The organism is Lysinibacillus sp. NPDC097287 (assembly GCF_044761695.1).
In the GTDB taxonomy this organism is placed as follows: Bacteria; Bacillota; Bacilli; order Bacillales_A; family Planococcaceae; genus Lysinibacillus.
Map to the genome: position 1 here is coordinate 104,391 of NZ_JBIWCX010000009.1, position 25,068 is coordinate 129,458.

A 25,068-nucleotide genomic window follows, 5' to 3' on the forward strand; every position below is an offset into this window, starting at 1 on the left:
AGAAGTTTATAAGAAAGTTTTGGTGAACGAATGCGAAAGAAATTTTTAGTGCTTGGTGCAACAGCGATTATTTTAGCGGGTTGTGGCGATCAAACAGTTGCTGAAATGCTAAAGAATCAAAAAAAGGACGTAACAACAGAGCAGGTAGCTAAACAAGAAGAAAAAATTGTACCTGAAGTAAAAATTATTGGAGAAAACGGTGTAGGTGCAGGGATTATTGTAAAAAAAGAAGATTCAACACTTTATATTGTGACAAATGGTGCGCTCGTCGCATCAAAACCGACAGCTCTTGTTCAATTAAGTAATGATAAATTTGTACAAGCAGATGTACATTATATGTCTACAGCTCATAATATTGCGATTTTGCAGGTGAAATACAAAACGGAAGTCAAAGTACCAAATGTATATAATGGTGAGCTGCACAATTTAGGGGTTTATGTGGATGGACAACCGTATACAATTGAAAAATATGAAGATAAAGTAGCCGCATATTATGTTGAGGCGGAGGAAGAGTTACCTCTTGGTAGTCCAGTAATGAATGAAGCAAATGGAGAAGTTGTCGGAATTTATTTCAATCGTAAACAGCAAGGTGTAGCGGAACCATACATATTGCCACTTCAGGATATTGTGACATCACTTGATGAATGGATTGCTGAGGGGATGAGTCCAACAAATCGTCTAGCACAATCGAAAAACTTGTATCCATATATTGAAGAAGGAGACAAGGAAGCAGTTAAACAGTCGGTAGAAAAATTCGGAAAAGATATATTTGCATATAATGCAGATGAAGTGAAAATATTCATTGACCTATTTCAAGAGCATTTAAAAGCTGCAGTAATTGAAAATGATGCTTCCGTTATGGAGAGTATTACAGGGGCAGAAGATTTACAAGGCACACTTGATAGTATGGTGGCTTATTATAAATCGAAAAATGCAAAAATACATTTTTCGAACACCAAGGTGAAAAGTATTGATATGAAGGGTCAAAATATAGTAGCGCGAGCAAAAACCGAGTATGTTTTAACAAATGCTGCTGGTCAAGAAGCGCTAGCGAATACAACAATTGTTTATGAAATCTTCAAAAATGCTGATGGCGAATACAAAATGATTCGTTTAATGGCTGAGGAGTGAGAGAAATGATGGAACAAGCAAGACAAATGTTACAGCATCATTTCGGTTATGATGCTTTTCGTACAGGACAAGCGCAAATTATTGAGCAAACGCTAAACGGTGAGTCAAGCCTTTGTGTAATGCCAACTGGTGGAGGGAAATCTATTTGCTATCAAATTCCTGCACTTATGCTAGATGGCTTAACAATTGTCATATCACCGCTAATTTCACTCATGCAGGATCAGGTCGAGTCTTTACGTGCGGCTAATATACCAGCAGCTTACATTAATAGTACTTTGTCGGTACAAGAAGTGAACGAAACGATGCAATTAGCGAGTGCTGGTTATCTTAAGCTTTTATATATTGCGCCAGAGAGATTAGAGAGTACACAATTCTTACAGGCACTCTCTTACTTACATGTACCACTTATAGCTGTAGACGAGGCACATTGTATTTCACAGTGGGGTCATGATTTTCGACCTAGCTATCGTTCGATTCAAAAGCTTTTTACGCTATGGCCACAAAAGCCAACTGTCCTTGCCCTGACAGCTACAGCAACGCCGGCTGTCTGTGATGACATTCGCCAGTTGCTAAGTATTGACGAAGATTCGGCAGTTATAACTGGCTTTGCACGTGAAAATTTAGCTTTTTCAGTATTGATTGGTGAAAATAAAGAGCGTTTTATTAAAAACTATGTAGAAAAAAATAAAAATGAGGTCGGGATTATTTACGCAGCGACTCGAAAAGCGGTGGACGGGCTTTATGAGCTCTTGTCTCGTTTTGGGGTATCTGTAGCTAAATATCATGCTGGGTTACCAGAGGAATTACGAATGTCTGAGCAAGACCGCTTTTTAAAGAACGAAGCACGTATTATGGTTGCTACAAATGCGTTTGGAATGGGTATTGATGCCAGCAACGTGCGTTTTATTATTCATTATCAAATGCCGCGTAACATGGAGAGCTATTATCAGGAAGCGGGGCGTGCTGGTCGAGATGGCTTACCAAGTGCTTGTCTATTGCTGTATGCATCTGGAGATGTGCAGACACAACGATTTTTAATCGAGCAAACACAGGATGAAACACGGATTTCACAAGAGTTAGCGAAGTTACAAACGATGACTGATTACTGCCATACTGAAGGATGTCTACAAAATGCTATTTTAACGTATTTTGGTGAAGTTCCGGGTGAGCCATGTGGTCGTTGTAGTAATTGTAATGATGGTCGTGAAGTGAAGGATGTAACGACTGATACCCAAAAGGTATTAGCGTGCGTCGTTCGTATGGGTCAAAAATTCGGTAAAACGATGATTGCACAGGTGTTAGTCGGCTCGAAAAATCAAAAGGTGCTCGATTTTGGCTTTACAAGGTTATCGACATACGGCATTCTGAAGGGCCAATCAGTGAAGGATGTATCGAATTTTATCGAATTTTTAATTGCTGAGGGCTTACTAGCTGTTAAACATGGTACGTTCCCAACTATTTATGTGTCAGAGCAAGGGAAAGCAGTGCTGATGGGCAAACAGTCAGTAATGCGTAAGCAAGCAGTTACTGTGCGGAAACTTGCAGAAAATGATCCACTGTTTGAGCATTTAAGACAACTACGTAAAGAAATTGCCGATGAAGAAAAAGTGCCTCCATTTGTTATTTTCTCGGATAAGACATTACGCGAATTATGTGATAAAAAACCAGCTGAGCTTGAGGGTATGCGTTTTGTAAGTGGTATTGGGGAAGTGAAATTCGAGAAGTACGGCAAACGTTTCTTTGATGCCATGCATGCTTTTTCGGAATAAATGATTGTAAAATTGTTTACAATAGTCAATTGAATAATAGTTAATTCAATAAAAATCAAACCTTCGTAAAATTAGCCTTACATTTTACGAAGGTTTTTTCTTATGCTACTTTTTCCAGTGCTTAACTATGAATTCATCTCGACCAGATTTGGCGCGATCTTCTTGATAAGCTTCTGACTCTTTTTTATAGTAGTCTTGATGATAATTTTCTGCAGGGTAAAAGTTTTGAGCATCGCGAATTATGGTTACAATAGGCTTATCGAAACGACCGCTTGTCGCAAGTTTGTCTTTCGATGCCTCTGCCAAACGTTTTTGCTCTTCATTGTATGTGAAAATTGCAGTTGTATAAGAAGCACCGCGGTCATGAAACTGTCCAAACACGTCTGTTGGATCTATTTGCATCCAGTAAATATCAATTAATTTTTCATAACTAAAAATTGTAGAATCAAATTCAATTTCGACAACTTCTAAATGTCCAGAAGTACCTTGTTTTACATCTTCATATGTAGGGTTTATTACATGTCCGCCCATATAGCCAGATGTCACCTTATGTATTCCGTCCCATTCAACAAATGGCTTCACCATACACCAAAAACATCCACCTGCAAATGCAGCTTTTTCAATCATAACTACCATCCTCTCTATCGTGAAAAAAATTATATCATTATTTTCTCTATTTAAGTAATTTAGGTGTAGAATAACGGATAGATATATAATTACGTTGAAGTAGAATGTCAAAAGTCTAACTTTGTTAAGAATAATGAAACTTAACTTGCTATCAATCGTTATATAACTATAAAAAATATAGAGGAGTTAAAGTTATGGAACAGCAAGAATATACTCGACGTTCACAACGTTCACAAGGTCCAAGAAAAAGACGATTTCGAAAAGGACGAGCGTTGTTCACATTTTTACTACTATGTGTCATCATGGTGGCTGTATATTCGGTCATGCAGTATCGAAGCGGTTTAGAGCTTGCTAGTGGCACGAAAGTAGCGCAAGAGGACTTCACCGGTGATAAAGTTGTAGGCAATATTGAAAACTACTTATTACTTGGTATTGATACAAGAGGTGAAGATAAATCTCGAACGGATACGATGATGCTTCTTTCCTGGAATAAGGATACGAATGATATAAAGCTTGTATCATTTATGCGTGATATTTATGCAGATATTCCAGGCTACCAATCATATAAACTAAATACTGCTTACTATTTAGGTGGCGTTCAATTACTTAAGGATACGTTAACTAATATGTTCGGATTACCAATTCATCATTACGCACTAATTGACTTTAAAAACTTTGAGTCCCTCGTTGATATTTTAGCGCCGAATGGTGTCGAAATTGAGGTAGAGAAAGATATGTCTGAGAAAATTGGCGTGACCTTGACTCAAGGTGTGCATAATTTAAACGGCCAGGAATTGCTTGGCTATGCGCGTTTCCGTCAAGATGCAGAAGGTGACTTCGGACGAGTAGCCCGTCAGCAAAAAGTAATTGAAGCGTTAAAGGATGAAATATTAGCACCGCGAAATATACTTAACTTACCGAAGTTTGTCGGCGCTGCACAAGGCTATGTAACGACCGATTATTCATCTGCTGGCGAAATGCTGCAAGTGTTAAAGATGTTGTCGAAAGGTAAAGTAACGATTGAGAAAGCGACTGTGCCAATAGAGGGTAGCTATTCTTTCAAGAACTTTAGCCATGCAGGTTCATCTATAGTTATTGACAAAGAGATGAACAAAGACTTCTTACGTGAATTTTTAGGTATTTCTTTAGAGTGATGCTTCGCAAAAGGCATGATTATCCTGTAATATAAAGGTAGTATTGTTACGAGCAATTGTATTGGGGTGAGAGTATGGAGCAAGAAAAAAGACCGAGAGAAGAGACGAAACTTTTCTCAACTAAATTTATCCGTTTTCTAGGCGGGAAAAATTTATTATTTACACTTATTGTTTTAGTATTACTTGCATGTGTTATTTACATGTATGATAAGGTGTCCTTCATATTCACCCCGCTTCAAGTATTATTTGAGGTTGTGATTTTACCAGGGGTGCTGGCGGTAATAGCGTATTACTTACTACGTCCGATATTAGGTGCATTTGAAAACTGGCGAATCCCGAGAATTTGGGGCATTCTCATATTGTTTATAGGCGTTATTGGATTAGTGACATTATTAGTGTTACTCGTTTATCCATTTTTACGGGATCAATTTACGAACTTAGTACAAGAATTCCCTGTTTATTTTAAGGCATTATCACAGAATACGGTCGACTTTATTAATAGTTCTCGTATCACGGAGTATCTAGATAAATATGACTTCGATTACAATAAAGTAGTCACAGATTTCACCGAAGATATGGTGGACACGGTGAGGGATACAGTGGCGAGTTTAGCCCAAGGTGTTGCTACGGGCATTACGGGCCTTGTTTCAACGTTAACAGGTATTGTGTTATCACTTGTTACTGTGCCATTTATTTTATTCTATTTATTAAAAGATGGCGAAAAATTACCGAAGTTTGTATTGAAGATTTGTCCACCACGTATGCGTGGGGGCTTACATGAAGTAATGCACGATATGGATAAACAAATTAGTTCATATATTCAAGGACAAATTCTAGTGTCAATGTGTATTGGTGCAATGGTGACAATTGGTTTCTTAATTATTGGTATGGAATATGCGTTATTGTTAGGTTTTCTTGCGATGATTACAAGCGTAGTACCGTACTTAGGACCGGTAATTGCGATTACACCAGCTGCCGTTATTGCACTCGTAACATCGCCGTTTATGTTGGTCAAACTAGCGATTGTCTGGACTGTTGTGCAACTTATTGAAGGGAAATTTATTTCTCCACAAATTATGGGGAAATCACTCAGCATTCACCCGATTTCAATTATCTTTGTACTTTTAACTTCGGGTTCACTATTTGGTGTACCGGGTGTAATTCTAGGGATACCAGGCTATGCAATTTTGAAAGTTCTTGTTACACATCTATTTAAGCTCTTTAAACAGCGTTATAACCGCTACGAGGACGAGCAGGTACAAAAATACGATATATAAAGAAAACAGCTACTGCTTCGTGCGGTAGCTGTTTTCTTTATATATATTTATATTAGAGAGAAATGTTTTTTAAGCGATCTACAGCCTCTTGTAACGCTTCTTTAGGTTGTACAAGTGCTAATCGAAGGTAGCCTTGTCCTGCTGTGCCAAAAGCCGTTCCCGGAACAGTTACGATACCGACTTGTTCAATCAGTTTAAAAGCAAAATCTGTGCAGTCCATATCATACGGATATTTTGCCCATACAAACATTCCACCATCAGATGGAGCTACTTCCCATCCAATATTACTTAAGCCGCTCATAAGGGTTTTATGGCGCTCAGAGAATGTTGTACGTAAGCTTGCTGTAATTTCTTCAGCGTTATCTAAAGCCATGACAGCTGCGTCTTGAATCGGTTCAAATATCCCGAAATCTAGATTTGATTTTAATTGCTTCAAAATAGCAATCATTTCAGCATTTCCGGCAATATAGGCGATTCGTGTGCCAGCTAAGCTAAAGCTTTTTGATAGTGAGTTAATCTCCATACCGACTTCTTTTGCACCTGGAGTGGCTAAGAAGCTAATTGGACCATCACCTGTAAAGTAAAACTCTGAGTATGCCGCATCATGTAGTACGATTACATTGTATTTTTTCGCAAAGTCGATTACTTTTGCAAAATAGTCTAATGAAGGCATCGCAGGTACTGGATTCCCAGGTAAGTTTAAAATCAGTAGCTTTGCTTTATGTGCAATCTCCTCTGGGACAGCATCTAAATCTGGTAAGTAGTTATTATCAGCTGTTTGCGGCATATAGTAAGGCGTTGCACCAGCTAGATGGATACCAGCATCATAGGCAACGTATGCTGGGTTTGTCGAAAGGACGATATCTCCTGGGTCACAAAAAGCCATTGGTAAATGTACTAAGCCTTCTTGTGAGCCCATTGTTTGGATAATTTCAGAAGCGGGTTCTAAATCGACATTACTTCGGCGTTTATAGTAGCGGCTAACGGCTTCATAAAAACGTTGTGTGCCCGTTAATGTATAACCATATGATTCAGCAAGACTTGCTCTATGAGATAAATGCTCGCGAATTTTGTCATGAGGTGGAAGGTCAGGGCTGCCTAAGCTTAAATCAATCATAGACATGCCTTTTTCTTGTTGTTGTTTCGCATAATTTTTTAAATCACCAAAAATTGCTGGTGCAAATAAAGACATTTTTTTCGATGGTACGATATTCAAAATAGTACACTCCTTATAAATACATAACAGAATCGTAGTAAACATTTTATCACACTAAAGCGAAAAAAGGGTAAGTTATACTGAAAAAATAATATATTTATATTATAGAGAAGGTGTGTGCATAGAGGCACGGGCAATTTTTGAATAAAATGAAATACTAAAAAATGACGAAACTCTTTTATTATCGTAAAAATCGCTAGAAATTCTGCTATCATAAACCTATTAGAAGGGAGAAGGGGTATATGAAGGTTTGTTCATTAAGTGGTCCAAGTGGTACAGGGAAGAGTACGAGTGCATTGATGTTTGCACATAAGGTAGGGCTAGAAGCCATTATTGACGATGGTTTATTGATTGTAAATGGCGTAAAGGTCGCTGGTATTTCAGCAAAGTTTGAGAAAAACACGATTACGGCTGTACGTCGTGCTATTTTTTCAGAAGATAAACATTGTGAGGATGTCAAAAAGGCACTTGATACATATAAGGTCCAATCCATTTTACTAATCGGTACGTCAGATAAAATGACTAAAAAGATTGCCCAGCGTTTAGACCTCGGACCCATTGATACTTTTTACTATGTAGAGGATATACGGACACAGAAAGAAATTCAAAAGGCACGATTTGTACGAGGGACGCAAGGGAAGCATGTCATGCCAGTACCATATCGACAAGTGGAGCAAAACTTTTTTAAACGACTTGTTCAACGAGGGAAAGAAATCTTTTCACCAAAACGCGAGAAAATTGGGGAAACAACCATTGTAAGACCAGATTTTCAGCAAGAATATATTGATATTGAAAAACAAGTGTATGTACAGCTAATTACGTTTTGCTGTGCGCAAGATGCCATCGTCAATAAGGTAGAGCATGTTCAGTTTTTAATGGAGGAACATGTACAGACAAATATTACCGTGCAGCTAATAGCGCCTATAGATTTTCTACTACTAGATAAAATTAGAAGCATGCAAGAAGCGGTACAACAATCGTTTTATCTACATTTTGGTTTTGAGTTAGATTCGATTAATATTTCCATAAAAGCAGTTGCAAAGAAACGAAAATAGAAAAAACATGTACTCAATTCGCTAAGAAACGAAGAGAGTACATGTTTTTTTATTGTGGTTTACGCGTAAATGTAGGTTGGCGCTTTTCAACGAAGGCACGGCAACCCTCTGTAAAATCGCTACCAACAAATGGTGAAGAGCCTTCCCACAGCTTTGGCACGCTATCTACACATTCTTGAACAGATTGTTTTACTGCGAGTAGAGAGTCCGGAGACATACCAGCTACAAGCTTGCCCATACGAATCATGTATTTATTTAAGTCTTTTTCAGCGACTAGATAATTTAACATACCTAATTTAAAAGCTTCTTCAGCTTTAAACATACGACCAGTAAACACTAAATCCTTTGTTGTAGAAGGGCCAACAAGCTGTACTAAACGCTGAGCAAATTTATTGTTTAACGTAATGCCTAATTTACCAACTGGAATACCTAATTTTGCTTTTTCAGAGCCTATACGGATATCACAAGCTAACGCAAGTTCTAAGCCAGCGCCCATCGCAGGTCCATTAATGACGCCAATTGTAGGAATAGGTAGGCGTTCTATTGTCGAAATCGTTTTTTCCATATGTACAAAGGCTTCTTCAGCTTTTTCCAATGAAATCGAGTTAAACTCTTTAATGTCTGATCCTGCTGTAAAGTTTTCTCCTGAACCTCGTAAAATTAGCACTTTGTTTTTCGGATTATCTAAGACTTGCAGCGCTATTTTTGCTAATTGATCCCACATATTCGCTGTTAAAGCGTTTTTTGCCTGTGGACGGTGAATTGTAATAATCGCTAGCCCTGCTGTTTCTTGATAAATAATCTTTGCATCTTCTGCTTCAAGTCTCGTCGTTCTTACTTGCATATTTGAAATGCCTCCCACATTAAAATGATAGTTATATTATATAACACAAACGTAAATAAACACTAAATTATACGAATCTTCAAGTAAATTGGGCTTGGTATACAGAAAAATGGTTGTTTTAAGAAATTGTATTAGTACAGTTACTCTGTAAAATACTATTGTAATAAAGGAAAATGTATGAGAAACTACATACAGAACATTTGTTCTTTGTACTTAAAAAGGGCATTTTTGATGCTAGAAGCGGTTGATGTAAATAAATAACAGATTATCCGACAATAAACTTATTAAAAAAATATTTACTCCATACGCATCAAAACTATTATAAAATGAAAATATATCACGCTCGGTAAACAAGGAGGATTCATAATGGTAACGCTACAGAATGCTTGGGATAGTTATTTGTTGTTGCTAACTTCTTTGAAAAAAAGTGCGGCTACTAAAAAACAATACAATTTAGTCGGTCAACAGTTTTTGGTTTTTGCTAGCGAGAGAAACATCTACCAGTTAGACGATCAATTTAAGGAATTGTTATTTACCTATAATAAATATTTGCAAGGGACGTACGCAAATGTAAATACATATAATCATAAAATTGCTACACTTCGAAGTTTTGTGGACTTCGTTTTCTTACGAGAGTGGTTGGAACGGTTTGATTATGAGGTGATTTTGCAACCTAAAAAAAGAGGGAAAGAGTCTTTAAAAGTCCTGACAAAAGAGCAATTAGTCAAAATTTCGGCTGTGTGGCCAACATATTTTCAATATGCAAAAACGAATGAACATGCATGGCTTGCAAGACGTAACGGCTGTATCGTACAGATGCTATTGGAAACTGGATGTAAACCCTCTGAGCTTGTTCACATGAAATGGTCGGATATTAAAGAACAGGAGAGCCATATTTATCTCTCCAATCATAATGGTCGCCGTGCGTTGAAAATATCGACTATTTTATTGGAAATGTTGCATTATTATAAGGAAGCAACGGAGGTAATACATCAAGAACCAATAGGGGAGTGGATCTGGGTGAGCGAGGCAAGTCAAATGAAACCAATCACGACGAAGACTATTGAACGTATTTTCCAAACGATTTCTAAGGATATTGGAGTGGCAGTTCGTGCGACGGATATACGTTACACGGTCATGCAAAAAGCATTACAAAACGAGAATTCAATCGAAAACACCTTGCAGCAAATGGGTTATGTACGTAAATGGGTACTTACCGAGAGAGGTGATCGGTTTGATTAAAAAAGTGCAGGTATGGCTTCATTTCGCCAACACCTGCACTTTTTTTAAAGATAATTCAAAGCTTTGACACTTACTTTAACTGTTAGATCATGCTTACCACCTGTATAGACGCCCTCTACGGGACTTACGTCAGCGTAATCGCGCCCAATGCATAGGATAATGTGATTTTCTAACACTTCAACATTATTCGTTGGATCTAAGCCAACCCAACCGATACCAGGGATCATCACTTCTACCCAAGCATGTGTTGCAATATCGCCAATCAATGCTGAGTTTTCATCAACATATAAATAGCCACTTACATAACGAGCAGGGATGCCTTTAGCTCGTAATACAGCAAGCATAACATGTGAAAAATCCTGGCAGACGCCACGTTTCAATGCGAAAGCCTGGCTTGCTGTCGTCGTTATGTCCGTTGCACCTGGATCATACTCAAAAGTTGAATATAAATACTGCATTAAATTGAGCGAAAAAAGGACTGGATTTTCCGCATGGCCAATCGCATGATAGACCTCATCTAGCTGGTGATCTGTCATATACGTAAAACTTGTTTTCTTTATATACGGTAAATAGTGCTCATAAAACAATTGCGAATGGAAAATAGTTTGCATTTCAGGCGAATAATGGATGCGATGAATGAATGGCGCCCTTTGTATACTAACGATAGATGTCGATTGAATTTCAAGCTCCTGGTGTTGCTCTGGGATGTAGAAAGTTCCAACTGTATTACCCCAAATGTCTAAATGCTCACGAGTAAGTGAAGTGGGCGAAATCGCAATACGATAAGATAGCAACCGTTGACGCTCATCACCACGAGGCTTTAAGCGAATAGTATTTAAACTTTGGTCAACTTCTGATTCATACTGAAAAATATTCGAATGTTGTATCTCAAACTTCATCGTGTCCGCTTCCTTCCGGCTATTGACTAGCGCTTTGAAAGGGACTTGTGCATTCTTCCTTTCAAGGCTGTTCGATAGGTTCATATAAATGATAAATTGTCGCAAATGCCAGACTAAAATCCGTGCATTGGTACAATCTTTCCTCCATTAAAAAAATAGCTTCCTCTATAGTAATCGTCAATAAATCCAATTTTATGATAGAAATTAATAAAGATTTTAACTGATTGTTTAGTTCTAGAAAGCGTACGGATAAATGGTCTTTTTCGATATTCATTAATGCCTCCTCAATTTTTTTTAAGCAAAATGCTACCGAACGAGGGAAATGTTCATCATGCAACAAATATTGAATAACAGAAGTTAGATTTGTTTCTCGCTGTTTACGGAAGTATGATTCTGTTGCTCTCGATAAATCGAGTAAAAATGCACCGTCCGCTTCCTGTAAAGAAACATCTAATTGTTGCTGATGCTCAAGCGTGATAAGTGCCATTCGAATCGTTTTTTCCGCGCGTTCTAGCCATTTCCCAACTTGGATTAAATAAAAAGGTAAATCACGGTCCATCGAGCCCTCAATTAACCCTGTAACGGTCATTGAAGTCTTCCGTACATTTTGCAAAAAGTAATTGAGTGAAATTAGTGGAAACGGCTTTTCTCTGGCGATAATTTCTTGTTGTAAATATAAATAGAAGGCATTTTGCAGCTCCCATAGCTCAATAGGGATACTGTCTCTTGAAATACGGGCGTTTTCACGAACGGCAAATAAAGTTGTAAGCAATGCATTACTATTAGTTTCAGAAAACAATAAGTAATCAATAAGTAAACTCACCCGTATTTTTCCGTTATATGACGCATATTCTTCCTTCGAAGCACAAATATCTAAAATCGATTCCCAATGATCGATATACTCATTTTCCTTGCCAGATTGCTCTAGCATATTTAAAAGCTGTACTTGTAATATATGTGCATTGTTTTCTGTTCGTTCACTATACCGTGCCATCCAATACAGTGCATCCGCTACTCTGCTCAGCATGCTGCAATTCCTCCTTTAATATCCATGTATCTTTTGCGCCTCCACCTTGTGAAGAATTGACGACTAGAGATCCTTCTTTTAAAGCAACACGTGATAAGCCACCTGGTAAAACGTATGTGTCATCTCCCTTCATAACGTATACACGAAGGTCTATATGACAAGGGTAGAATCGTCCATCCTGGTAAGCAGGAGCACGTGACAATTGAATTGTTGGCTGTGCAATATATTGATGTGGATTTTGTATTATTTTCTCGCGGAATTTAGCAATTTCTTCTTCATTAGCATGCGGACCAATTAGCATATCATAGCCACCTGAAGCACCTACATTCTTGATAACTAGCTCCTGTAAATGATCAAGCACCCACGCTAACTGTTTATCATCACTTAAATGAAACGTCGTGACGTTTTCTAAAATTGGCTCTTCGTTTAAATAGTAACGAATCATATCTGGTACGTACGTATACATAGCTTTATCATCGGCTACTCCGTTACCAATTGCATTGAGTATTGCTACATTTCCTGCCTTATAGGCATCAATAATGTTTGCGACGCCTAGTAATGAATCTTCACGGAATACTGTTGGATCCAAGAAATCATCATCAATCCGACGATAGATGGTATCAACGCGTTCTAATCCGTAAATCGTTTTCATATACACTTTGTTATCTTGTACTACTAAATCTCTTCCTTCTACCAACTGAATATTCAGTTGCTGCGCTAAGAAAACATGATCATAATAAGCTGAATTGTACATACCAGCCGTTAATAAAACAGCTTTGGGTTCGGAATGTTCCTCTAAATTCTGAGGACGGTGGGCAAGTAACGCTTTTTGCATATTCACCATCTGTTTTTCCAATGAATGTATCGTATGTCTTGAGAAGAATTCTGGATACACTTCCTTCATTACATGGCGATTTTGAAATACATATGACATACCAGAGGGGTTACGTAGATTATCTTCAAGTACACGATATACACCATTTTCATCACGTATTAGATCAATGCCTGCTAAAAAGATATGATTATTAATGGGTACTTGTACACCAAGCATTTCCTTATAGTAGTATGGATTGCTTTCAACGAGTAATCTTGGAATAACACCATCTTGTATAATCAATTGTTCATGATATACATCCTGTAAAAATCGATTCAAAGCCTCAACACGCTGTTTCATACCCGCTTCAATCATTTTCCACTGTTCATGTGGAATAATAATAGGGACAAAATCAAATGGCATTGCGCGTTCGGTACCACCTTGTGCTCCATAAACCGTAAACGTAATACCTTGCCTCAGGAAGCTTGACTGTGCTTGCTGATGTTTTTCTTCTAGCTGTTCCTTTGAAAACCCACTTAATTTACGATAGAAAGATTGATAATGTGGTTTCGGTTGATGACCATCTAACATTTCATCAAAAAACAAACCAGACTCGTATAAGTTAATCATGTAAATCGCCTCCAATTTAAGAAATACAAATAGTGTTACACCAAAACAACAAAACAAGATAAGAGCTAACGAAACAACGATCATTAATTTATTGCAAGCATATGTGCTGGACAAACTATTAAAATTTGGTTTAACGGATGAGAGATATTGCATATATTAAAAAGTGAAGATATATCTAGTTGGCAGGAAAAGAACTGAATTATGATGGCACTTTATAAAGAAGGAAAGCTACTCTGTTTAAATGTAATTCTTGTTGACTATCAAATTTAGTATGTTACAACATCTGGCTCCCAAGAGTTATTACAAATTTTTCTAATTATAAGAATGTGAAGATTCCTAATTACAAAATAAGGGTATTGGCCAATTATCCTTTGAAAATGAAGTATTTAACAGCCGGGAAAAATATTATCTATCAATTGGGAAATCTACAAATAAACTAATGATAAATTTTACATTTCTTCAAAAGATACACAAAATCCATATAATACCATGCGTGCTGTGAGACGATTCGAGGTGTATAGTTATCCACGCGATCGATTTTCGAATCGTTTCACAGCAAAGAGCAAATTACTTAAAATTTAGTGTTAATAGATTTAAATATTCATCAATGATGAGAAATATTCCTAAAAATACAAATTCATATTATAGCAATGTTTTATTTATTTTAATGCGATCGTTTTTCTGAATATTCAATACATTTTATATGTCCGATGTCTTATTCGGGGGAGATGGGAACTTTGGAGGTTCAAAACGTTAAAACGAGAACAAATTTAGGAATCATTTGCATCTTTACGATTACGATGTTTATAACTGTTATTACCTCTTTTGTAGCAAAAGATTCTGTTCTGCATGATATCATAAAATATTTAATGCTTGTTTCTGGTGTTGTATTTTCATTCCGGGCTATATATATTGTTACCAAATCAAATATAAGCGATGTAAAGCGTTTAGCAATTCTTTTCCACATAGTGAAGGGGATCTATGTATTAGGCGCAATATATTATTTCTTATGGTAAAACAACATGAAAGACTATTTTCTGAGAGTAGAGAAAATAGTCTTTTTTTCTTTCGAATCACATAAGAACATTTGTTCTGTTATGTGAAAAAGGGCATTTTTTTGCAATAAAGTTCCCAAATTTATATTTGGGAACGTTTTTTCGTGGTAAAATAGAGCATATAGAGGTGATTTTTTTGCAAAAGACACAACTCCCGAAAATTATGAAAGATTTTCTTGTGTACTTAACGACGATTAAAGGGAAGTCCCATCGTACGAGAAAAGAATATGAATATGATTTAACGTTATTTTTCCGCTTTCACTTGGCACTGCAAAATGATATAGAATTAGAGCGCATTCCGGAAATTGATATTTCTACTATTAATATAGAAGAAATTCGTGAAATTACATTAGAAGATTTGTATTTGTTTATGGAGTATTGCGAGGTGCAGCGCAATAATTCTGCATCAGCAAGAGCACGTAAAGTCGCAACGTTAAAATCGTTTTTTAAATACATAAAAGGCAAACGTCGACTGATTGAAGAAAATCCAGCCGATGAGCTTGAAACACCTAAAATCGGACGTAAGAAGCCGATTTACATGAATTTAGAGGAAGCGACACAGTTTATCGAAGGAATCCGGCCAAATACTGCATCTCCACGTAATTACTGCATGATGATGTTCTTTTTAAATCTTGGTATCCGTGTAACCGAGCTGTGTAATCTAAATAAGTCATCTATCCAGGGACGCTATTTAACAGTTGTCGGGAAAGGGAATAAAGAGCGTACAGTGTATTTAAATGATAGCTGTGTAAAAGCGCTATCCGACTATGAACACAGCGGGAAGCATGCGTTTAAAGGGGCTGGTGAAGAACCATTATTCGTTTCTCAAAAAGGAACTCGTTTAACGCGTCAAACCGTCGCAAAAATTGTAAAGCAAATTAACAATCAATCTGGTTTACAAAAGGATCACTTAACACCACACAAGCTTCGTCATACATCTGCAACGATGATGTACAAGGCAGGGGCAGATATACGTAGCTTGCAGCATATTTTAGGCCATTCAAGCGTTGCAACAACGCAAATATATACGCATATCGAGGATGAAGAGCTACAACATGTAATTGAAAACAATCCATTTAATATTGTGCGATAAGGCGACTGCGGGGACTCGCGGTCGTTTTTTCTTTTGGATTTTTAATTTTCGGAAAATTAAACCAAAACAATTGACTTACAAACACTTCTGTTATATATTATAAAGAACTTAACAAAACTGTTATAATACAGAAGAAACCGAGGAGGAATTTTTATGTCAAAGTATCGAGATGGTTATGAATTTTATTGTGAAATGTGTGAGCGTTATGGAATGGAGCCGATTTCATTCCGTTACTATGTAATCCAGTTATCACATGAACAACTATCAGCATATAACATGCAAGCAAAGCAACTAGGCGTTTAACATTATCGTTGTTATCGTATAAAAGGATGTGATTATCACGAAAGCCGATGTGAATATTGTATAAATGCCCAGCCATTATAAATTTAATGGACTGGGCATTTATATGCCAGTAAGAAATTTCTGACTATTTATTGACTTTCGGTTTTTTCTGTTATATATTATTTATACAAATTAAATTCTGTTATAGTACAAAGAAACGAGGAAACCTTATGTCACATTATCGAGATGGTTTTGATTTTTATTTAGAGAAATGCGAACAATTTGATTTGGAGCCAATTAACTTCTATTATTACGTAAATCAGTTATCGCAAGAACAATTGGAGTATTACAACGAAGCTGCGTTACGCGTGAAGGGAAGTTATTAAGATGGCAGATTATCGAGAAGGCTATGAGTTTTACCGCAAAATGTGTGAAAAGCATGGGTTAGAGCCTATTAATTTCAACTATTATCTTTTGAATTTATCGCAAGAGCAACTAGATGCATACAATGAACAAGCAATATTATTAGGAGGGCAAAATGAATATGAAATGTATTAATCGATTGTGAAATGCCTTGCTGCCAACTGTGACAGTAGGGCATTTTTCATTTTGTATCAAAGGAACTAAAGTGAATGTAATTTGCAAATGAAAAATGGATTATTTCTGACATTATCTAGTTCATTTAGCTATAACATGTGGTAGTATAAGTAAGGAATTCACAAAAAATAGGGAAATCTAAACGGGGGTCTATAGCATGGCACGACCAAGTATAATTTTCGTTATCGGTGAAGCTGGTGTAGGAAAAAGTGCAGTAGGTAAGTTAATTTCACAGGAAAAGAAATATACATATATTGATAAAGATACAGCCACTATTAGTCTGACAGAGCAATATCTTGAAGAATGTTCGCCGACAAAGAATAAACACGACCGAGAATCCGTTTTTTACTTAGGTACAGTGAGACCATTAGAATACAAAACAATTTTAGCATTAGCACTTGAAAATATAGAACTAGGAAATAATGTCGTATTAACCGCCGGATTTGAGCTTGAAATTCAAGATGAAAATTGGCTACACACGAATCCCGATATTATGAAAATTCGTGAATTAGCCGATCTTAAGGTTGTTATGGTAACTGTCGATAAACAAACACTATTAAATCGATTAATTATGCGTAATGAGCTACGTGATACATGGAAATTAAACAACTGGGATGCCTATCTAAAACAGGTTGCAGCTATGAAAATTTCATGGAATGATACAGATTTCACAAACCTGAGTTTTGATAATAGTGACTCACTGCCAATTCTTTATGATATAAAAGTTAATAATCTTATCAAAACACTTTGATTTTTTTTACTGTAACAAAACAGATTGAGTCAAATATTATTTTGCACAATCTGTTTTGTTTTGCGATTTAGAGGACAAATTGAATAAATCCAACTATATATTTGGGTTGAATTTACTGTATTTCTAAGACTATAATGAAGTTACATAAAAGTGGGTATTTATTACGGTGCTTTTTGCCTACAAATTGGTAAAACTAAAGCACTAAACACTTTTTATTTTAATGAACGGAGAGTGATACCGATGAATATCGCGCCTAATAGTTTCAGTCAGGCTAACTATAGCCTGAAGGAGTTACAGGATATATTTTCAGCATTAAATAGTTCGATTATTGTAGCAATTACAGACCGCACAGGGAAAATTACATTTGTGAATGATCACTTTTGTACAATTTCGAAATACAAACGAGAAGATTTAGTAGGGCAAGATCATCGACTATTAAATTCAGGCTTTCACCAAAAGTCATTTTTCAGAGAGATGTGGAAAACAATTGGTAAAGGGGAAATGTGGAATGGTGAGATTTGTAATCGTGCGAAAGATGGAAGCCTTTACTGGGTAAAAACGACGATAATTCCTTTCCTTGATGAAAACGATAAGCCATACCAGTACATAGCCATTCGTGTAGATATTACCGCACAAAAGGATATAAAGAAAATTACACATATTGCTTATCATGATGAGCTAACAGGCTTACCGAATCGTCGTAAACTAGAGCAACGACTAGAAAATGAGTTTCATCAATCAAAACGAACAGGTGAGAAATTCGCATTGTTCTATATCGATGTGAATCGTTTCAAACACATTAATGATGGGCTTGGGCATATTATTGGCGACATGTTCTTGGTTGAAATGGCAAATCGCTTACAGAATATTGATTTCACGTCTAATTCATTCTACCGTCATAACAGTGATGAATTTGTGTTTATTTTAAATGATACGAGTCGTATAGATGAAATGGCGAAAGAAATTCTATCGATTTTTCGCGAAAGTTTTATCATTGATACATATGAGTTTTACGCGAGTATTAGTGTAGGAATTTGTGTTTTTCCAGATCAAGCAAATTCTATTGAAGAATTATTAAAAAATGCTGATATCGCTATGTATGCTGCGAAAACTACACGTGGCAATTATTATAAATTATATCGACCAAATATGGATGACGATACTGATAAGTGGCTTATGCTCGAAACAAAATTACACCAAGCATTGAAAAAAGATTTATTAGAGCTCTATTACCAGCCGAAAATAGACTTAAAAACAGGTACAGTAGTAGGTATGGAGGCGTTATTACGCTGGTACGACCCTGAATTAGGGCATTTGCCACCAGATCGCTTTATTCCATTTGCGGAGGAATGTGGCCTTATCAATGATATTGGGGTATGGGTGCTAAGAAAGGCTTGTACTCAAGCTCACATTTGGAACCAGCAGTATGGTTTGAATTTACAAGTGGCTGTCAATATTTCTCCTATTCATATAAGCACAGACGGCTTTGTAGATATGGTGCGTGATGTTATAGCTGAAACTAAGGTTAATCCAAATACTCTTGAAATCGAAATTACAGAAATGAGTATGCTTGATTATACAGAGAAATTGATTGAAACAATTGGAGAATTAAAGGCTCTTGGTATTACAATTTCGATCGATGACTTTGGCACAGGTTATGCATCTCTCAATTATTTAAAAAAATTCCCGGTTGATGTGTTAAAAATTGACCGAGCGTTTGTTCAAGATATCATTTCTGGAAAGTCTGGTGTCGCAATGATTTCAGCAATGATTTCATTAGCTCACGCAATGGAATTAAAAGTTGTTGCTGAAGGTGTTGAACAAGAAGCTGAATTAAATGTCTTACGCAAACACGGATGTGAATTTGTACAAGGGTATTATTTTAGCAAGCCATTATCGGTAGCAGATTTTACAAAGGACATCCTGGATAAAGTAGATATACATTAATGAGAAATAGGGCTCAAGTATCGAGCTCTGTTTTTTATGATTCTTTTTTAGTTTACATAATATATATTATAGGAAGTTACGTATCATCCAAAAGTATACTTATGTTAGTGAGACGGAATACAAAAAACGAACCTAGAAATTCAAATGTGATTTCTAGGTTCGTTTTTGTTTACTTTGTTAAGACTTTAATATCTTCAACAATTGTATCTACTGGTACATCTGTAGTGCCGTTATAGTCTTTTACAACAACACCGTCTGCATTTACTAAATAATAACTCGACATATGCATGACTTGGTCGGTCTTTGGATCATTCCTCACGTGTGAATTAAATGATTTTCTTGCAAATTGCTCAATGTATTCTTGTTTATAGCCCGTTAAAAGCTGCCATTTACTCGTGTCAGCAACGGAATATGTATTCAAATACTCAGTTAATACTTCAGGTGTGTCGACCTCTGGATCAATGCTGAAGGCTACTATGTTGTAGTCTTCTACTTTCTCGTCAATCAGTGCCTGTTGCACTTCATTCATATTATAAGTCATTGGCGGACATACTGTATTACAGTTTGTGAATATGAACATCGCAAGCCAAGGTTTACCCTTTAAAGTCTCTAATGTTACTTCTTCATTATTTTGATTTGTTTGTGTGAAATCTTCCACTTGAATGTTTAGCTCTGGTTGGAATTTATAAGTTCCACATGATGCTAACAAACTACTAACAATAATTACCACAACAAGCATCATACTTTTCTTTTTCATGTTTTTGGTGCACTTCCCTTCAATTATGTGTCGCTGTTTATTGTATATAGAATAGAAGTTAAAAACAAGATAATGTACTTCAAACTGTGTTATGAAAATAGTTTAATCGTAAACAATTGTATATTTTTGGAATTATAAAACCCTTTAATTCCCATATATATCAAGGGTTTAAGAATTTTTTCCCTCTTTTTTTTTAGGGTTTTTTCCCATTATTTCGTTATTTCCCAACGCGTCAAATAGTTGTTATACAACAACAGATTCCTGCTGTTTATTTTTTTGTTCATTCTAATTGCAAAATAGTAATTCGAGCAATTTTCTCTTTTGTGATTATATTTTCTAAACAATTCAGAAATATTCTCGTATTACTAGTATCGAAATATTATTCTAAAGAAAAGTTAGGTTCTCTTTTAAACGTGATATTTCTGCTAAACCCTCATTATTTCTACATTATTTCCAACCTCTAAATTAGACAAAAAATTTGAAAAACTTAAAATTTAGTATTGCATTATAGGTTTATACCTCCTAAAATAAGTGAATATAGCGGCGGAACAAAAAGAAATATACCGTTTAAAACAGAAATATATAACTTTAGGGGGAATAATAATGGCTAACATTACTGGAGAAAAAAACATACAATCAATTGACTATAATGCAATTGAAGCTATGGAATCGTTCAACAAATTCGTGAAAAAGAAAAACACTTTCCTTTTCTCGATGACTGCAGGATTTTTATTTCTTTATATCTTACTTCCAATCCTTGCTTTCCAACCTGTACTACAACAAAAAGTCATTGGAAGTATTACAGGGGTTTGGGTATACTCAGCAGGATTATTCATCATGACAATTGTTCTTTGTACAGTCTATATAAAAAAAGCAGCTTCATTTGATAAGGCTGCGGCTGCAGTTATTGCGGAGTATCATGCGAAAGGCGGAAAATAAATGAATTTAGTAACAGTAAGTTTCTTCTTAGGAATTGTAGGTTTAACATTAATAGTTACATATATTGCAGCAAAGCGTACTTCTTCTGCTAGTGACTTCTATACAGCGGGTGGTGGTCTTAAAGGCTGGCAAAATGGTTTTGCCATTGCTGGTGACTACTTATCAGCAGCAGCGTTCCTTGGGGTATCCGGAGCGATTGCATTAACTGGGTTTGATGGTTTCTTCTTCTCGGTGGGTTATGTAGTAGCAAACTTAGTTCTTCTATATGTAATTGCAGAACCTATGCGTAATTTAGGTCGTTTTACATTAGCAGATATGTTAACTGCTCGTTTCAACGAAAAACGTATTCGTGGTGTTGCTGCGACAGGTACAATAATTATTGTTATTCTATATATGATCGCGCAATTAGTTGGTGCGGGTGCACTTATTAAATTATTATTTGGCATTGAGTACTGGATTGCTGTTTTAATCGTAGGTGTCATGATGACTGTTTATGTATTATTCGGTGGTATGACAGCAACTTCTTGGGTTCAAATTATTAAAGCTGCACTACTTTTATTTGGTACCGGCTTACTTGCAACACTAGTTCTTATTAAATTCGATTTCTCTTTAACAACTATGTTTAATACAATCGCTACAGATCATGGCGAAGAGTTTTTAGTGCCAGGTTTAAAATATACAAGTTCTATTGACTCTGTATCAATGATGATGGCTCTTGTATTAGGTACATCTGGTTTACCGCATATTTTAATGCGTTTCTTTACAGTTAAAGATGCGAAAACTGCACGTTCATCTATTTCTTGGACAACTTGGATTACGGCTATTTTCTTCTCATTAACAATTTTCTTAGGCTTTGGTGCTATGCATTTTGTAGGTTTAGACAATATTCTTGCTGAAAGTAAAGCTGGTAATACAGCTGCCCCACTTCTTGCTCATTACCTTGGTGGCGATGTATTGATGGCATTTATCGGGGCAGTAGCATTTGCAACAATCTTAGCGGTAGTTTCTGGTTTAGTATTAACAGGTGCCTCTGCAATTTCTCATGATATTTACGGTGAAATCATTAAAGACGGTAAATTAACAGAGAAACAACAAGTATTAGCAGCTCGTACGGGTTCTATTTCAATTGCAATTGTCTCAATTATCCTTGCGTTATTTGCACAAAGCTTAAACGTATCATTCTTAGTGTCATTTGCCTTCTGTATCGGGGCTTCTGCAAATCTTCCAGTTATCCTTTACACAATTTACTGGAAAAAATTCAACTCTACTGGTGCAGTTACAGCTATGGTAACAGGTTTAGTATCATGCTTAGTTTTAGGGGCAATGGGGCCAAATATTTGGAGTCCAATTGAAGGCGCTGCTATTTTCGTTGGTAATCCACTTGTGCCACTATCGGTACCAGCAATTATTACAATTCCACTTGGCTTCATTGCGGGTTATTTAGGTTCTGTTCTATCTACGAACAAAATCTCTCAAGAAGAAGCTGATCGTATCTATAAGGAAATTCGCGTAAAAGCAAATACTGGCGTATCAGTTTCAGATATTTCTCATTAATTTTCAGAAAAAAACTCGATTTCGATCGAGTTTTTTTCTGTTTTTTATTAGAGAATCCATAGCAATTTATTTATTGAGCAATACTATTCGTTTCAAAAAAATCATAAAAAATGTATTTTCCAGAGAAAAAAAAACGAAATTTCCTTCTAGAAAAAAACCTTATTTTCTAGAAAATCTCTACTTAGTTACTGTCAAGAATCTAGTATTATCCAACCTTTGTTTATTTTTCTGAATTTTCCAAAACCCTTTATTTTCTAGGCTTTGTCATGTATTTTCTGTTTAAAGTCTATTTTCCGAAAAATTTTTTTTGCATAATTTTTCTGAAATGTATTGCAATTTTGTGAACTGTCTCATAAAATTAAGATGTGAATTCACTAAGCTAGCAAAAACAAGTATTGAAGCAGTAAAAATAAACACAAAATGGGGAATGTTTATGGCGAACAATCAAACTAGTAAAAGCATCGTTATTGATTACGAGGCAATTGCAAAACAAGAATCGTTTAAAGCACTTGTACGAAAAAAGTCAGCGTTTCTTTGGTCGATAACAGTACTCTTCTTAGCAGCTTACATGTTACTACCAATTCTCACTTCGTACACAAAGATCTTACACCAACAGGCAATTGGGGATATTACGTGGGTGTGGATCTACTCAGCTGGATTATTTCTTATGACTTGGGGATTAGCGCATTTATATGTTGCAAAAGCAAACAGCTTTGACAGAGATGTTAAGGCGATTATCGCTGAATATGAAAATGGAGGTGGCCGCCGATGAGCATGATTGCATTATCTTTCTTCGTCGCAATTGTAGGTCTTACATTAGCTGTTACATGGTGGGCATCTAAACGTACTTCTTCTGCAAGTGATTTCTACACAGCAGGTGGCGGTTTAACTGGTTGGCAAAATGGACTAGCTATCGGTGGTGACTACTTATCAGCAGCATCGTTCCTAGGTATCGCTGGTGCCGTTGCATTATTCGGTTTCGATGGTTTCTTCTTCTCTATCGGATACTTAGTAGCTTACTTAGTGGTACTTTACATCGTAGCTGAGCCACTACGTAACCTTGGTAAATTCACATTAGCTGACATGATCACAGCACGTTTCAACAACTCAAAAGTTCGTGGTACAGCAGCATTAAGTACAATTACAATTGTATTGTTCTACATGATTGCACAGTTAGTTGGTGCAGGCGGACTTATTCAATTACTATTAGGTATTGATTACTGGGCAGCGGTAATACTTGTAGGTATCATGATGACAATTTACGTATTATTCGGTGGTATGACAGCAACATCTTGGGTTCAAATCATTAAAGCTGCTCTTTTAATGTTAGGTACTATTATAATCTCATTCTTAGTGTTAAAAGAGTTTGGTTTCAGTATTTCAACGATGTTCACTGAAATGGCAACTAAAACTGAACATGGTGCAGCATACTTAAATCCAGGTCTAAAATATACAAATGGTATAGATACGATCTCGATGTTAATCGCACTTGTATTAGGTACTGCGGGTCTTCCACATATCTTAATGCGTTTCTTCACAGTAAAAGATGCAAAAACTGCCCGTTCTTCAGTAATTTGGGCAACTTGGATTGTAGGTATCTTCTACGTTCTAACAATTTTCTTAGGCTTCGGTGCAGCTGCATTAGTAGGCTCTGAAGACATTATTGCGGCAAATGCTGCTGGTAACATGGCTGCCCCACTACTTGCAGAGGCGCTTGGTGGCGAAATTTTATTCTCATTCATTTGTGCAGTAGCCTTCGCAACAATCTTAGCGGTAGTAGCAGGTCTTGTACTTTCTGGTGCATCTGCCCTATCACATGATATTTACGGTCAAATCATTAAAAAAGGAAAAGTTACCGAGAAAGAGCAAGTTATGGCTGCTCGTGTTGGCTCAATTATCATCTCTGTTGTTTCAATCTTACTTGCACTTGGTGCACAAACATTAAACGTAGCATTCTTAGTATCACTAGCATTCTGTATTGCAGCTTCTTCTAACTTACCAGTAATTATTTACACGATCTACTGGAAACGTTTCAACTCAGCTGGTGCGGTTACAGCAATGTTAACAGGTTTAATCTCTGCTTTAATTCTAGTAGCTGTATCTCCTAACATTTGGAATCCGGTTGCAGGAAAAGCTATCTTCGTTGGTGATCCGTTAATTATGTTAACGAACCCAGCACTTATCTCTGTACCACTCGGCTTCTTAGGTGGTGTTATTGGGACATTACTTTCTAAAGAGAGCGACGAAGCGAAATATCGTGAAGTTGATGTTAAAGCAAACACTGGTATTTCAGTACAAGACGTATCACACTGATAATTATAACGAAAACCTCGTAGGCACTCTGCATGCGAGGTTTTACTTTTTTTCCCGTATTCTGTATTATTTGTTAGTAGAAGTTGGAGGTGTAG

24 protein-coding genes are annotated in these 25,068 nt (G+C 36.4%); 17 read left to right on the top strand and 7 right to left on the bottom strand.

Annotation, left to right across the window (positions count from 1 at the left end; genetic code table 11):
- Positions 1 to 30: 30 nt before the first annotated feature.
- Positions 31 to 1,131, top strand: coding sequence for a TcaA NTF2-like domain-containing protein (locus ACIQ2D_RS14055; protein ID WP_402865017.1), 1,101 nt, complete (start codon positions 31 to 33; stop codon positions 1,129 to 1,131).
- Positions 1,132 to 1,139: 8 nt separating this feature from the next.
- The gene (gene recQ, locus ACIQ2D_RS14060) at positions 1,140 to 2,900 is read left to right on the top strand and encodes a DNA helicase RecQ (protein WP_402865115.1); all 1,761 of its coding nucleotides are present in this window, start codon (positions 1,140 to 1,142) and stop codon (positions 2,898 to 2,900) included.
- A 105-nt stretch (positions 2,901 to 3,005) separates the two neighbouring features.
- Here recQ and msrA read toward each other — a convergent pair whose 3' ends face one another.
- On the bottom strand, positions 3,006 to 3,527 hold the full coding sequence (gene msrA, locus ACIQ2D_RS14065) for a peptide-methionine (S)-S-oxide reductase MsrA (protein ID WP_402865019.1): 522 nt from the start codon (positions 3,525 to 3,527) through the stop codon (positions 3,006 to 3,008).
- Positions 3,528 to 3,721: 194 nt separating this feature from the next.
- Between msrA and ACIQ2D_RS14070 the strand changes: the two genes are divergently transcribed.
- Together ACIQ2D_RS14070 and ACIQ2D_RS14075 are read left to right on the top strand one after the other, a co-directional pair.
- Positions 3,722 to 4,681: an LCP family protein gene (locus ACIQ2D_RS14070; RefSeq protein ID WP_402865021.1), complete on the top strand. Its 960-nt coding sequence runs from the start codon at positions 3,722 to 3,724 to the stop codon at positions 4,679 to 4,681.
- 74 nt (positions 4,682 to 4,755) lie between these two features.
- Complete coding sequence (locus tag ACIQ2D_RS14075) at positions 4,756 to 5,958, top strand: AI-2E family transporter (protein WP_402865023.1); 1,203 nt, start codon at positions 4,756 to 4,758, stop codon at positions 5,956 to 5,958.
- A 52-nt stretch (positions 5,959 to 6,010) separates the two neighbouring features.
- On the opposite strand, the gene ACIQ2D_RS14080 is transcribed toward ACIQ2D_RS14075, so the two are convergent.
- A complete protein-coding gene (locus tag ACIQ2D_RS14080; protein WP_402865025.1) occupies positions 6,011 to 7,174 on the bottom strand; it encodes an aminotransferase class I/II-fold pyridoxal phosphate-dependent enzyme in 1,164 nt (387 codons plus the stop codon).
- A 242-nt stretch (positions 7,175 to 7,416) separates the two neighbouring features.
- Here ACIQ2D_RS14080 and ACIQ2D_RS14085 point away from each other — a divergent pair, with 242 nt between their 5' ends.
- Positions 7,417 to 8,229 carry a hypothetical protein gene (locus ACIQ2D_RS14085; protein ID WP_402865027.1) on the top strand — a complete coding sequence of 271 codons (813 nt, stop codon included), beginning with the start codon at positions 7,417 to 7,419 and terminating at the stop codon, positions 8,227 to 8,229.
- A 49-nt stretch (positions 8,230 to 8,278) separates the two neighbouring features.
- Here ACIQ2D_RS14085 and ACIQ2D_RS14090 read toward each other — a convergent pair whose 3' ends face one another.
- Positions 8,279 to 9,073 (bottom strand): enoyl-CoA hydratase/isomerase family protein, encoded by a 795-nt coding sequence (locus ACIQ2D_RS14090; RefSeq protein WP_402865029.1) that lies wholly within the window; start codon positions 9,071 to 9,073, stop codon positions 8,279 to 8,281.
- Between the two features lie 366 nt (positions 9,074 to 9,439).
- Here ACIQ2D_RS14090 and ACIQ2D_RS14095 point away from each other — a divergent pair, with 366 nt between their 5' ends.
- Positions 9,440 to 10,315: a tyrosine-type recombinase/integrase gene (locus ACIQ2D_RS14095; RefSeq protein ID WP_402865031.1), complete on the top strand. Its 876-nt coding sequence runs from the start codon at positions 9,440 to 9,442 to the stop codon at positions 10,313 to 10,315.
- Between the two features lie 44 nt (positions 10,316 to 10,359).
- Here ACIQ2D_RS14095 and ACIQ2D_RS14100 read toward each other — a convergent pair whose 3' ends face one another.
- The 3 genes from ACIQ2D_RS14100 to ACIQ2D_RS14110 all read right to left on the bottom strand — a co-directional run bounded on the left by ACIQ2D_RS14100 (position 10,360) and on the right by ACIQ2D_RS14110 (position 13,685).
- Positions 10,360 to 11,214, bottom strand: a complete 855-nt coding sequence (locus ACIQ2D_RS14100) for a transglutaminase family protein (RefSeq protein ID WP_402865033.1) — start codon at positions 11,212 to 11,214, stop codon at positions 10,360 to 10,362.
- A gap of 61 nt (positions 11,215 to 11,275) precedes the next feature.
- On the bottom strand, positions 11,276 to 12,241 hold the full coding sequence (locus tag ACIQ2D_RS14105) for an alpha-E domain-containing protein (protein ID WP_402865035.1): 966 nt from the start codon (positions 12,239 to 12,241) through the stop codon (positions 11,276 to 11,278).
- Entirely contained in the window at positions 12,195 to 13,685 is a 1,491-nt protein-coding gene (locus ACIQ2D_RS14110; RefSeq protein WP_402865037.1) for a circularly permuted type 2 ATP-grasp protein, read from the bottom strand. Before ACIQ2D_RS14110 ends, ACIQ2D_RS14105 begins: the two co-directional genes overlap by 47 nt.
- Positions 13,686 to 14,422: 737 nt before the next feature.
- On the opposite strand from ACIQ2D_RS14110, the gene ACIQ2D_RS14115 reads away from it, so the two are divergent.
- The 7 genes from ACIQ2D_RS14115 to ACIQ2D_RS14145 all read left to right on the top strand — a co-directional run bounded on the left by ACIQ2D_RS14115 (position 14,423) and on the right by ACIQ2D_RS14145 (position 19,410).
- Complete coding sequence (locus ACIQ2D_RS14115; RefSeq protein ID WP_402865039.1) at positions 14,423 to 14,701, top strand: hypothetical protein; 279 nt, start codon at positions 14,423 to 14,425, stop codon at positions 14,699 to 14,701.
- A 175-nt stretch (positions 14,702 to 14,876) separates the two neighbouring features.
- Positions 14,877 to 15,833 carry a tyrosine recombinase XerC gene (locus tag ACIQ2D_RS14120; protein WP_402865041.1) on the top strand — a complete coding sequence of 319 codons (957 nt, stop codon included), beginning with the start codon at positions 14,877 to 14,879 and terminating at the stop codon, positions 15,831 to 15,833.
- A gap of 153 nt (positions 15,834 to 15,986) precedes the next feature.
- Positions 15,987 to 16,136, top strand: coding sequence for a transcriptional regulator (locus ACIQ2D_RS14125; protein ID WP_402865043.1), 150 nt, complete (start codon positions 15,987 to 15,989; stop codon positions 16,134 to 16,136).
- A 209-nt stretch (positions 16,137 to 16,345) separates the two neighbouring features.
- A complete protein-coding gene (locus tag ACIQ2D_RS14130; protein ID WP_402756266.1) occupies positions 16,346 to 16,501 on the top strand; it encodes a transcriptional regulator in 156 nt (51 codons plus the stop codon).
- Between the two features lies 1 nt (position 16,502).
- Entirely contained in the window at positions 16,503 to 16,673 is a 171-nt protein-coding gene (locus tag ACIQ2D_RS14135; RefSeq protein ID WP_402865045.1) for a transcriptional regulator, read from the top strand.
- Between the two features lie 196 nt (positions 16,674 to 16,869).
- Positions 16,870 to 17,463: a P-loop nucleotide/nucleoside kinase family protein gene (locus ACIQ2D_RS14140; protein WP_402865046.1), complete on the top strand. Its 594-nt coding sequence runs from the start codon at positions 16,870 to 16,872 to the stop codon at positions 17,461 to 17,463.
- A gap of 240 nt (positions 17,464 to 17,703) precedes the next feature.
- Positions 17,704 to 19,410: a putative bifunctional diguanylate cyclase/phosphodiesterase gene (locus ACIQ2D_RS14145; RefSeq protein WP_402865047.1), complete on the top strand. Its 1,707-nt coding sequence runs from the start codon at positions 17,704 to 17,706 to the stop codon at positions 19,408 to 19,410.
- A gap of 169 nt (positions 19,411 to 19,579) precedes the next feature.
- Here ACIQ2D_RS14145 and ACIQ2D_RS14150 read toward each other — a convergent pair whose 3' ends face one another.
- Entirely contained in the window at positions 19,580 to 20,167 is a 588-nt protein-coding gene (locus tag ACIQ2D_RS14150; RefSeq protein WP_402865049.1) for an SCO family protein, read from the bottom strand.
- A gap of 603 nt (positions 20,168 to 20,770) precedes the next feature.
- On the opposite strand from ACIQ2D_RS14150, the gene ACIQ2D_RS14155 reads away from it, so the two are divergent.
- From ACIQ2D_RS14155 to ACIQ2D_RS14170, 4 genes are all read left to right on the top strand, one after another.
- Positions 20,771 to 21,106 carry a DUF485 domain-containing protein gene (locus ACIQ2D_RS14155; protein ID WP_402865051.1) on the top strand — a complete coding sequence of 112 codons (336 nt, stop codon included), beginning with the start codon at positions 20,771 to 20,773 and terminating at the stop codon, positions 21,104 to 21,106.
- Entirely contained in the window at positions 21,107 to 22,660 is a 1,554-nt protein-coding gene (locus tag ACIQ2D_RS14160) for a solute symporter family protein (RefSeq protein WP_402865053.1), read from the top strand.
- A 433-nt stretch (positions 22,661 to 23,093) separates the two neighbouring features.
- Positions 23,094 to 23,432 carry a DUF485 domain-containing protein gene (locus tag ACIQ2D_RS14165; RefSeq protein WP_402865055.1) on the top strand — a complete coding sequence of 113 codons (339 nt, stop codon included), beginning with the start codon at positions 23,094 to 23,096 and terminating at the stop codon, positions 23,430 to 23,432.
- Entirely contained in the window at positions 23,429 to 24,973 is a 1,545-nt protein-coding gene (locus ACIQ2D_RS14170) for a solute symporter family protein (RefSeq protein WP_402865056.1), read from the top strand. The genes ACIQ2D_RS14165 and ACIQ2D_RS14170 overlap by 4 nt, the downstream gene beginning before the upstream one ends.
- Positions 24,974 to 25,068 lie beyond the last annotated feature (95 nt).